Raw genomic sequence first — 10,869 nt, forward strand, 5'->3', positions numbered from 1 at the left:
AGGAACGGACGCTTCCTTCGGAACCCCTTCCCAGGGCCCCTCCGGGCGCTTCCCTTCGGTGTCTCCGACTCTATCAGCACTCCCGCCGTGTTCCGAAATTCGGTTTTTCCCGTGCTTCCCGATGGAAACGCGGAACCGAGCCGGATTGTCGGTGGGGTGTTCTGCCGGACGTCGCCGGCACCCGAGGGCGCCGGACGGAGGTACGAGAGTACATGCGGTCCGGAACGGAGGCAAATCCGCCCGACCGCCCCCGGACGGGACGCCACACGCGTGCTCGCCCGGGCCCGGTCGCCCCCCATGACCTACGCTTCTGGTCAGTGCGCAGGTCGGGACAAACGATGACGACCGCGACTACTCGACTCTCCGTCCTCGGGAGGCTCCCATGACCGTCGTGACGTCACCTCTGGCCGGACGTGCCATCGGCCTGGCGGCCGTGCCCGATCCGGTGTTCTCCGGTGTGATGGTGGGTCCCGGGACCGCCGTGGACCCGGTCCGCGGACCGTCCGTCGCCGTCGCGCCCGTCGACGGCATCATCGTCTCGCTGCACGCGCACGCCTTCGTCGTCGTGGACGACGAGGGGCACGGGGTGCTGACGCACCTGGGGATCGACACCGTGCAGCTCAACGGCCGGGGGTTCGACCTCGTGGCCGCCAAGGGGGACACGGTGCGCCGGGGAGCGCCCATCGTGCGCTGGAACCCGGCGGAGGTCGAGGCCGAGGGCAAGTCGCCGGTCTGCCCGGTCGTCGCGCTGGAGGCCGTGCCCGACGCACTGGGCAACGTCGCCGAGGACGTCGACGTCCCCCTCGGCGGGACCCTGTTCACCTGGCGGTGAAGCCGCCGCTCCCGCGTCGGCGGTGAGAGGCTCACGGGGCGAGCACGTATCCACCCACAGACGGAACCGACCGGAGACGGTGAGATGGAGACAACGCTTCGAGGCGTCGGCGTGAGCCACGGGGTGGCGATCGGCGAGGTGCGGCACATGCGCACCGCCGAGCTGGAGCCGCCGACCGAGCAGATCCCCCGGGAGAGGGTGCCGCACGAGCGGGAGAGGGCCCGGCAGGCGATGGAGGCGGTGGCCGCCGATCTGGTCGCGCGGGGGAACCTGGCCGGCGGGGAGGCCCAGGCCGTGCTGGAGGCCCAGGCGATGATGGCCAGGGACCCGGAGCTGAGCGCCGACGTCGAGCGGCGCATCGCCGTGGGCAGCACCGCCGAGCGAGCCGTGCACGACTCCCTCTGCGCCTATCGCGCCCTGCTGGCCGGGGCGGGTGAGTACCTCGCCGGCCGGGTGGCCGACCTGGACGACGTGCGGAACCGCATCGTCGCCCGGCTCCTGGGGGTGCCGATGCCGGGGGTGCCCGACAGCGACAGGCCGTTCGTGCTGGTGGCACGGGACCTGGCACCCGCCGACACCGCGTTGCTGGACACCTCCCTCGTGCTGGGGTTCGTGACGGAGGAGGGCGGTCCGACCAGCCACAGCGCCATCCTGGCCCGTGCCCTGGGGGTGCCGGCCGTGGTGGCGCTGGAGGGCGCGGTCGAACTGGCCGAGGGCACGGTCGTCGCGGTGGACGGCAGCACCGGGGAGGTCTCGGTGGACCCGAGCCCGGAGCAGCAGGAGAGGCTGGCCGGGATCGCGCGGGAGCGGAAGGCCGCGCTCGCGTCCGCCGTCGGTCCCGGTGCCACCTCCGACGGGCACAAGGTGCCGTTGCTGGCGAACATCGGCGGTCCGGCCGACGTGGCGGCCGCGCTGGAGGCGGGCGCCGAGGGCGTCGGCCTGTTCCGGACGGAGTTCCTGTTCCTCGACGGCGGTCGGAAGGCGCCGTCGGAGAAGAAGCAGGCCGAGGTGTACCGGCAGGTCCTGGAGGCGTTCCCGGAGGGCCGCGTGGTGGTGCGGGTGCTCGACGCGGGCGCCGACAAGCCGCTGGGGTTCCTCACCCCCGCCGACGAACCGAACCCCGCCCTGGGAGTGCGCGGCCTGCGGACCCTGCTCGGCCACCCGGAAGTGCTGCGGACTCAGTTGCGCGCCCTGTCCAGGGCTGCCGACGGGCTTCCGGTCTACCTGGAGGTCATGGCGCCGATGGTGGCCGACCGGGCCGATGCGAGGGCGTTCGCCGACGCCTGCCGCGAGGCGGGGCTGCGCGCGAAGTTCGGTGCGATGGTGGAGGTGCCGTCGGCGGCGCTGCGGGCCCGGTCGATCCTCCAGGAGGTGGAGTTCCTGTCACTGGGCACCAACGACCTGGCGCAGTACACCTTCGCGGCGGACCGGCAGGTCGGCGCCCTCGCGCGCTACCAGGACCCGTGGCAGCCCGCGCTGCTCGACCTGGTGGCGACGGCCGCGGAGGCCGCCGGGGCCGAGGGCAAGAGTTGCGGGGTCTGCGGCGAGGCCGCCTCCGACCCGCTGCTCGCCTGCGTGCTGACCGGGCTGGGCGTCACCAGCCTGTCCATGGGAGCGGCGGCCATTCCGTACGTGCGGGCGACGCTCGCCAAGCACACGATGGCCCAGTGCGAGCGCGCGGCGGCGGCCGCCCGGGCCTCGGAGAGCGCGGACCGGGCGCGGGCGGCCGCGCAGTCGGTGCTCTCCGGGGAGTGACGCGGGACCCGCGCGGGTGCGGTGCCGCTGCGGGCCGCCCTTCCCCACGGCGGGCGGGCCCGCGGCGGCGTGCGGCGGTCAGCCCTCCCCTCCCCTCCGTTTCCCCCGCTCCTCGCCTTCTGCCGCGCCGGGGGATCCGGAGGGACGGGGCAGGGGGAAGCCGGCGCGGTAGGCGAGGCCCGGCTCGGGCGGCACCGGTTCCCCCGTCTCCACGTCGGTGCAGTAGGCGGAGAAGACCTCCGCCTCGGTGAGCGGGCGGAGCCGGCCGCCGGCCAGGCTCCAGCCCCGGACCTCCTCCCGCCCGCCGCGGACGGTGCGCATCACCACTCCCCCGGGCCGCCCCGCGGCGAGTCCCGCGGCGAGCACCGCGCGGAAGACCAGTTCCCGGGCGGGGTCCGTCCGGGGCGGTGCGGGGGGCTCGGCCTCGGCGTGGAGGACCGCGACGAGGGGGCCCGCCGTCCCGGTGACGCTGCACACCAGGTGGTGGGTGCCGGGGCCCGCCGCGCCGAGGAGGTCCGCCACGGTGTCCCCCGCCTCCTCGAGCGCCCCGCGGGTGCCGCCCTCCCCGGGGCGGGCGGCGGTGCGCCCCCGGGCGTCCCGGGGCCGCCGGCCGGCGAGCAGGAGGGGGAGGAGCCGGACGAGCGGCCGGCCCCGGTACCGCACGGTGGCGCCGGTGGCGGCGAGCTCCGCGGCGTACCGGGCGCGGCTGTCGGAGGTGTCGGGATCGATGTGCTCCCGGACGCAGAAGCGCGCGTAGTCGTCCGGGTCGAACAGGCCGACGCTGGTGCGGACCCCCCGGGCGGTGAGCCAGCGCAGCAGCTCCTCCACCTGCCTCAGGTAGGCGGGGTGGTCCTCGAAGAGGAAGGTGGTGTAGCGGTGGCGCATGGCCGCGAAGCCGGCCGGGTCGGCCACGACGGCGACCGTGCCGGGTGCCTCGCGGCGCAGGGACCGGCGCGCGCTCGCCGCCGCCCGGCGGCCGCCGGGGCGTCGGACGGACGGCTCGCGGTGCGGGCCCCGGCGGTGCCGGCGCTTGCTGGTGGGTGCCATGTCTCCCCCTCGGTCACGGTGGGTCCGGTTGGTCACTCACCGTAACCGGGGGGTCTGACAGCGGGTGGCCGCCCGGTCAGGCCGTGAGGCGCTCGCGGGCCAGGCGTTCGTAGAAGCGGAGGAGGCCGACGTCGTCGACCGAGCCGGGATTGACCGCCTTGTCCAGCTCGGTGCCCTGGAGCAGGCGCTTGACCGGAACCTCCAGGCGCTTGCCGGTGAGGGTGTGGGGGACGCCCTTCACCTCGATGATCTCGTCGGGCACGTGCCGCGGGGAGAGGTGTTCGCGGATGGCCCGCTTGACGCGGTCGCGCAGGGCGTCGTCGAGTGCGGCGCCCTCGGCGAGGTGGACGAACAGCGGCATCCAGTAGCCGCCGTCGGGTTGTTCGACGCCGATGACGAGGGACTCGCGGATCTCGGGGAGGCGTTCGACGACCTCGTAGATGTCGGCCGAGCCCATGCGGACGCCCTGCCGGTTCAGGGTGGAGTCGGAGCGGCCGTGGATGACCACGGTGCCGCGCGAGGTGAGGGTGGTCCAGTCGCCGTGGCGCCACACGCCGGGGAACATCTCGAAGTAGCTCTCGCGGTAGCGGGTGCCGTCGGGGTCGTTCCAGAAGCGGATCGGCATGGACGGCATGGGGTTGGTGACGACCAGCTCGCCGACCTCGTCGACCAGCGGCCTGCCCTGCGGGTCCCAGGCCTGCAGGTCGGTGCCCAGACAGGGGGCCTGGAGCTCGCCGACGTGGACGGGGAGGGTGGGGACGGCTCCGGCGAAGCAGCTGCACACGTCGGTGCCGCCGCTGACGGAGGCGATCCACATGTCCTCGGCGACCTCGTCGTGGATCCAGCGGAAGCCGTCGGGCGGCAGCGGGGAGCCGGTGGTGGCCACGCACCTGACGCTCGAGAGGTCGAAGTCGCGGCCGGGGTGGACGCCGGCCTTGCGGCAGGCCATGACGTACGCGGCGGAGGTGCCGTACAGGGTGGCGCCGGTGCGTTCGGCCACGCGCCACTGGGCGGCGGTGTCGGGGTGGCCGGGGCTGCCGTCGTAGAGGACGACGGTGGTGCCGGTCAGCAGGCCGGAGACGAGGAAGTTCCACATCATCCAGCCGGTGGAGGTGTACCAGAAGAAGCGGTCGCCGGGGCCCAGGTCGCAGTGGAGGCCGAGCTGTTTGAGGTGCTCGACGAGGATGCCGCCCTGGGACTGGACGATGGCCTTGGGCAGTCCGGTGGTGCCGGAGGAGTACAGCACCCACAGGGGGTGGTCGAAGGGGACGGGGTCGAAGACCGGCTCGGCGTCGGCGGCGGTGAGGGCGTCCCACTCCAGGGCTCCCTCGGGGGCGGGGGTGCCGAGCAGCGGGATGTGGACGACGGCGCGCAGGCTCGGCAGTCCGCGGCGCAGCTCGGCGACGGTCCCGGTGCGGTCGTGCTCCTTGCCGCCGTAGCGGTAGCCGTCGACGGTGAAGAGCACGACGGGTTCGACCTGCTGGAAGCGGTCCAGGACGCTGCGGGCGCCGAAGTCGGGGGCGCAGGAGGTCCACACGCCGCCGACGGCGGCGGTGGCCAGGAGGGCGACGGCGGCGTGGGGGGTGTTGGGCAGGTAGCCGCTGACGCGGTCGCCGGGGCGCACCCCCAGGCGGCGCAGCTCGGCGGCGAGCGAGCCCACCCGGCGGCGGAGCTCGGCCCAGGTGACGGGCGCGGGCTCGTGGCTCTCGTCGACGTGGAGCAGGGCGGGGGTGCCGGCGCGGGCGGGGTCCTCGCCGGCGCGCAGGGCGTGCTCGGCGTAGTTGAGGGTGGCGCCGGGGAACCAGCGGGCGCCGGGCATGGCCGGGTCGGCCAGGACGGTCTCCCAGGGGGTGGCGAAGCGGACGTCGAACCACTCGGTGACGGCCTGCCAGAAGGCCGCGAGCTCCCCGACGGACCAGCGGTGCAGTGCGGCGTAGCTCGCGGCGGCGTCGCCGGGGACGGCGGCCGGGGCACCGAAGCGCTCGGCGGCCCACGCCTGGAAGCGGGTGAGCCGGGCGCCCCCGATCCGGTCGGGGCCGGGCCGCCACAGGGGTTCGGGCTGGTCGTCGGTGGTCGGTGCGGCGCTGTGCGCGGCGTTCATGGCGGCTCCCGGGCTGTCTTCCACGCTTCGTGTGCGTTCGCCTTCCCGCGCGCCCGGCCCCTGGGATGGTGGCCGGGGGCGTCGCGTGCGCGGCGGCTGTGCAGGACGATGCCATGCGATCGGTCTGCGCACCAGGGCCGACCCTCCATATCGGGGGGCCGGAGGGTGTGGTCCAACCACGGGGGGCCGTTGGGTGAACGGAAGTTGAACGTGGTACTTCCCGTGCGCCGGTGATGGCACTCTGAGCAGCATGGATGCACGTGGCCTGGTGCGGTCGGTGGGAGTGTTCGGGGCGGTGCGCGGGCTGGGTGCGGCGCGGTCGTCGTGGCGGGGGTGGCGGGCGGACGCCCGCGCGCTGCCGCGCGGGGTCCGGGAGCGGGCCCGGGTGCCGGGTGCGGCCACGGGTGCGGAGCCCCGGCCGGGGGGCGGCGTGGTGCGCTTCGAGCGGTCGTCGCTGCAGGTGCGGGTGACGGCGGGCGGCGTGGTGTTCTGCGGCTGGGACGGTGCCGCGCCCGAGCCCTCGTACGCGCTGTCGGGCGCCTGCCCGCAGGCCGACGCGCGGGCGGCGCTGGAGCCGGACAAGGACGGCGGCTGGCGGGTGGTCTCGGAGCGGGTGCTGGTGACCGTGACCCGGCAGGGCGCGGTGGAGGTGCGCACCCCGGGCGGGGTGGTGCTGCGCCGCGACCTGCCGCCGTGCTGGTGGGAGCCGGAGGACGGCGCGGGGGGCCGCTGGACGCAGCGCTGCGAGGTGCCGGCGGACGCGCGGTTCTTCGGGCTGGGGGGCCGGACGCCGGGGCCGCGGCTGCGGGACGGTGCGTACCGGCTGTGGAACGCCGGTCCGGGGCCGTCCGGCGCGGGGCGCGGCGAGCGGGCGCTGACGATGCCGGTGCTGTGGGTGGTGGCGGACGCGGGCAACCACCTGGTCTTCCACGACGACTCCTGGGACGGGCTGGTGGTGCTGCGCGAGGGCCTGGAGGGGGCGGGCTCCGGGCACGACCGGCCGGGCCGGTGCGAGGTGCGGTTCTCGGGCGGGCCGCTGCGCTACTGGGTGCTGACGGGGGCGCCGTCGCGGATCCTGTCGGGCTGGCGGGCTCTGACGGGGGCGCCTGCGGTGCCGCCGCGGTGGGCGCTGGGCCACCACCTGGGCCTGTGGGGCGCCGGGGGCGAGCCCGAGGTGCGGCGGGCGGTGGCGGGGTACGCCGGGCGGGGGCTGCCGCTGAGCGCCGTGCACCTGGGCGCGGGGCACCACCGGCGGGGCCGGGGGTTCACGGTCGACGCGGAGCGCTTCCCCGACCTCCCCGGACTGGCGGCCTCGCTGCGCGGGCAGGGGGTGCGCCTGGTGTCGGTGGTGGAGCCGGCGGTGCGGGCGGAGCCGGGGGACGCGGTGTACGACGGCGGGCGGGACGAGGACGCCTTCGTGCGGGATCCGGGCGGTGCGCCGGTGCGCGGGGTGGGCCGGGCGGGCGGCGCGGTGTTCCCGGACTTCACCGACCCGCGGGTGCGCAAGTGGTGGAGCGGGTTGTACGCGGAGCGGCTGGAGCAGGGCTTCGCGGGGGTCTGCCACGAGCTGGACGAGCCGTTCTCGCCCGCCTTCGCGGGGGACGCGACGCTGCCGCGGTCGGCGCGGCACGCCCTGGAGGCGCGCGGGGGCGACCACCGCGAGGCGCACAACGTCTACGCCCTGGCGATGGCCCGTGCGGGGTTCGAGGGGCTGCGGGGGCTGCGGCCGCACGAGCGGCCGTTCCTGCTGTCGGGGTCGGGGTGGGCGGGCTCCCAGCGGTACGGCGGCACCTGGACGGACCAGAGGACGGCCGGCTGGGAGGGACTGCGGGACGCGCTGGCCCAGGTGATCGGCCTGGGGCTGTGCGGGGTGCCGTACTGCGGCACGGACGTCGGGGGCCCGGCGGGGTCGCCGCGTCCGTCGCCGGAGCTGTACCTGCGCTGGTTCCAGCTTGCGGCGTACCTGCCGCTGTTCCGCGTCCGCAGCGGGCCGGGGGGCGGGCGGCGCGAACCGTGGGAGTTCGGGCCGCAGGTGCTGGAGCACGCGGGTGCGGCGCTGCGGCAGCGGGAGCGGCTGCTGCCGTACTTCGCGACGCTGGCCCGGCTGGCGCACCGCTCGGGCGCACCGTACGTGCGGCCGCTGTGGTGGGGGGCGCCCCGGGACCGGGGGCTGCGGGAGTGCGAGGACGCGTTCCTGCTCGGGGACGCGCTGCTGGTGGCACCGGTGCTGGAGCCGGGAGTGACGCGCCGTACCGTGCGGCTGCCGCGCGGGCGGTGGTACGACACGGCCGGCGGCGGGGTGTACGAGGGGCCGGGCCGGGCGGTGGTGGAGGCGCCGCCGGCGCGGATACCGGTGCTGGCGCGGGCCGGGGCGGTGGTGCCGGTGGCCGGGCCGGACGGCGGGGTGGAGCTGGAGGTGTGGGCGCCGGTGCCCGGGCGCACCGGCGGCGGAGTGGTCGCGGTGGAGTCCGGGGACGGCTGGGGGCGGGCGGAGCTGGAGCGGTTCTCCGTGCGGCTGCAGGGGCGTGCGGTGGTGGTGGCGCGGGAGGGCGCCGAGGATGTGGGGTACCCGGTGCGGGTGCGGGGCGCGGAGGGCTGCGCGGAGCAGCACGGAAGGTAGGGCGCGAGGGCCGGAGGGGCGCGGGACGGGGTGCGGGGGCGCACGAGGCGGTCTTCCGCGCCGCTCCGGTTCCTGGTAGACGGAGGCCATGGTGATCGGTTCGTTGTTCGGTTCGGTGATCGGTTCCCCGGGCGGCCCGCCGGCCGCACCGCCCGGGAGGCCCCGCGGTGCGACCCTCCGGGCGTCCTCGCCCGTCGCGGCCGCGCTGCTCGTCCTCGCGGTCCTCGCCGCCCTCCTCGCCGCGGCGCCGACCGCGCGGGCCGAGCCGGAGCCGAAGGCCCCGCCGGAGTTCGTGTCGCTGGCCGACGTGGACCCGACGATCCTGCAGGAGATCCGCTACACCACCGCGCACAACTTCGTCGGCGAGCCGATCGACGGCTACCGCAAGCCGATGTGCATCCTGACCCGCGAGGCCGCCGAGGCCCTGCGCCGGGCCCAGTGGAGGCTGCTGTGGCAGGGGTACTCGCTGAAGGTCTACGACTGCTACCGCCCGCAGCGGGCGGTGGACCACTTCGTCGCCTGGGCCGAGGACCCGGCCGACCAGCGGATGAAGGAGGAGTTCTACCCGCGGGTGGACAAGGCGCGGCTGTTCGAGGACGGGTACATCGCCGCGCGGTCCGGTCACAGCCGCGGCAGCACCGTCGACCTGACCCTGGTGCGGCTGCCGGCGTGGCCGACCCGGCCGTACGTGCCGGGCGAGCCGCTCACGCCGTGCCACGCGCCGCAGGAGCAGCGGTTCCCCGACAACTCGGTGGACATGGGCACGGGCTACGACTGCTTCGACACCCTGTCGCACACCCTGGACCCGAGGGTCACCGGCGAGCAGCGGGCCAACCGGCTGCTGCTGAAGGAGACCCTGGAGGGGGTGGGCTACGTCAACTACGCCTCGGAGTGGTGGCACTACACCTTCCGGTCGGAGCCCTTCCCGGACACCTACTTCGACTTCCCCGTGCACCGCAGGTCGCTGACCGGGCGCTGAGCCGGCACCTGCCCCGGCGCCCCGCCGCGCCGGCCGGGGCCGGACGGCGGCACGGATCCACCCCCGTGGGTCCCGTACCGCCGTCCGGTGGTGGGGACGCGGCCCGTCCGGGGGCGGTTCGCCCCCGGACGTCCTGTCACGTGTTCGCGACATACCGATGATCTTCCGCTGACGTTCCGCCCGGTTCCGGCCCGGGCGGAGCCGGATCCGGCATCGGGAAATGCCCGTGAACTCTGCGCGAACACCGGCTCGGGGGGCGCCGACGGGCAGCATGCTGGGTGGTGTGCGTGCCTGGACGGACTTACTCCGATTCGCCTACCAGCCGGTCGTGGACCTCGCGACCGGCTCCGTGACGGCCCTGGAGGTACTGGCGCGCCCGCAGCAGGGCGACGTGGTGGCCCAAGCCCGCCGCGATCCGGAGCTGGACGCCGAGCTGGCCGCCCTGGCGGTGCGGACCGCCGCCCGTCAGGAGGGGGTGCTGCCCCTCCACGTGAACGTCTTCGCCACCACCCTCGCGGAGCTGGGCGACCTGACCGCGCTGCGCAGGGCCGTGCGGGACGCGGGACGCCGTCCCTGGGAGGTGACGCTGGACGTCACCCCGGTGCCCGCGCCCGCGCGGATGCCGCACGAGGCGCTGGTGGAGGCGGTGGGCGCGCTGCGCGGGGAGGGCTTCCGGATCTGCGTGGACGGGGTGGGCGACGGGAACCTGCCGGTGCTGCTGCTCGCCGACCTCTCGCCCGACCTGCTCAAGGTGGACGCCGCACTCGTCGCCGGACTGCCGCACCGGCCCGCCCACCGGGCGGCGGTCGGCGGGCTGCGGCGGTTCTGCGACGGCATCGGCGCGCTGCTGGTGGCCGAGGGCGTGGAGACCGACCTGCAGTACGCGGCGGCGCGGGCGGCCGGGGCGCACCTGGGCCAGGGGCACCTGTTCGCCCCTCCGGCCCGGCGGACCGCCGTCGACGTCCACCGCCCCGTGTGTCCGCCCGCCGCGCCGCCGGAGGGCGCCGGCACGGGGGGTCCCCCGGTGTCGGAGTTCCTGCACCCGGCGACGGTGCTGCCGCTGTCCGCGTCCGCCTCCCAGGTGCGGGCGTTGCTCACCGGCTCGCCCGAGGTGACCGGGGTGCTGCTGGTGGACCCCGACGGGGTGCCGGTGCGCGCGGTGGACCGGGACCGCTTCCTGCTGGCGATGTCGGGCCGGTACGGCCACGCGCTGTACGCCCACCGTCCCGCGGTCCGGCTCGCGGACCGGCCGCGCACGGTCCGGGTGGGGGCCACCGCCTGGGAGGTCCTGGACGTGGTGGCCGCCGACGACGGCAGCCGGACGGCGGACGACGTGGCGGTCGTGGACGAGGCCGGGCGGTGCGTGGGCGTGGTGCGGCTGGCCGAGGTCATCAGGGCGCTGGCCGACAGCCGACCGGAGGACACGCCGGGACTGAATCCGCTCACCCGGATGCCGCGCCCGGGCGCGCGCTGACCGGGCCCGGCCCGGCGCGGGCGGTCCGCCGGCCGCCCGGCCGCGCACCGCGCCGGCCGGG

6 protein-coding genes and 1 pseudogene are annotated in these 10,869 nt (G+C 76.2%); 5 read left to right on the forward strand and 2 right to left on the reverse strand.

The features are described 5' to 3' along the window. The first annotated feature begins 382 nt into the window (after positions 1-382). Both ACFSJS_RS27660 and ptsP read left to right on the forward strand, forming a co-directional pair. The gene (locus tag ACFSJS_RS27660) at positions 383-832 is read left to right on the forward strand and encodes a PTS sugar transporter subunit IIA (protein ID WP_380905204.1); all 450 of its coding nucleotides are present in this window, start codon (positions 383-385) and stop codon (positions 830-832) included. Positions 833-916: 84 nt separating this feature from the next. Further along, positions 917-2,587 carry a phosphoenolpyruvate--protein phosphotransferase gene (ptsP, locus tag ACFSJS_RS27665; RefSeq protein ID WP_380905206.1) on the forward strand — a complete coding sequence of 557 codons (1,671 nt, stop codon included), beginning with the start codon at positions 917-919 and terminating at the stop codon, positions 2,585-2,587. 78 nt (positions 2,588-2,665) lie between these two features. Here ptsP and ACFSJS_RS27670 read toward each other — a convergent pair whose 3' ends face one another. Further along, positions 2,666-3,634, reverse strand: a complete 969-nt coding sequence (locus ACFSJS_RS27670; RefSeq protein ID WP_380905208.1) for a hypothetical protein — start codon at positions 3,632-3,634, stop codon at positions 2,666-2,668. Positions 3,635-3,710: 76 nt separating this feature from the next. Then, the gene (locus ACFSJS_RS27675; protein WP_380905210.1) at positions 3,711-5,735 is read right to left on the reverse strand and encodes an acetoacetate--CoA ligase; all 2,025 of its coding nucleotides are present in this window, start codon (positions 5,733-5,735) and stop codon (positions 3,711-3,713) included. A gap of 250 nt (positions 5,736-5,985) precedes the next feature. Between ACFSJS_RS27675 and ACFSJS_RS27680 the strand changes: the two genes are divergently transcribed. The 3 genes and pseudogenes from ACFSJS_RS27680 to ACFSJS_RS27690 all read left to right on the forward strand — a co-directional run. Next, a complete protein-coding gene (locus ACFSJS_RS27680) occupies positions 5,986-8,355 on the forward strand; it encodes a glycoside hydrolase family 31 protein (RefSeq protein ID WP_380905212.1) in 2,370 nt (789 codons plus the stop codon). Between the two features lie 88 nt (positions 8,356-8,443). Continuing rightward, entirely contained in the window at positions 8,444-9,334 is an 891-nt protein-coding gene (locus tag ACFSJS_RS27685) for a M15 family metallopeptidase (protein ID WP_380905214.1), read from the forward strand. A gap of 283 nt (positions 9,335-9,617) precedes the next feature. Further along, a pseudogene (locus ACFSJS_RS27690) lies at positions 9,618-10,790 on the forward strand (EAL domain-containing protein); the annotation flags it as partial. Positions 10,791-10,869: the final 79 nt, after the last annotated feature.

The organism is Streptomyces desertarenae (assembly GCF_042681365.1).
In the GTDB taxonomy this organism is placed as follows: Bacteria; Actinomycetota; Actinomycetes; order Streptomycetales; family Streptomycetaceae; genus Streptomyces; species Streptomyces desertarenae.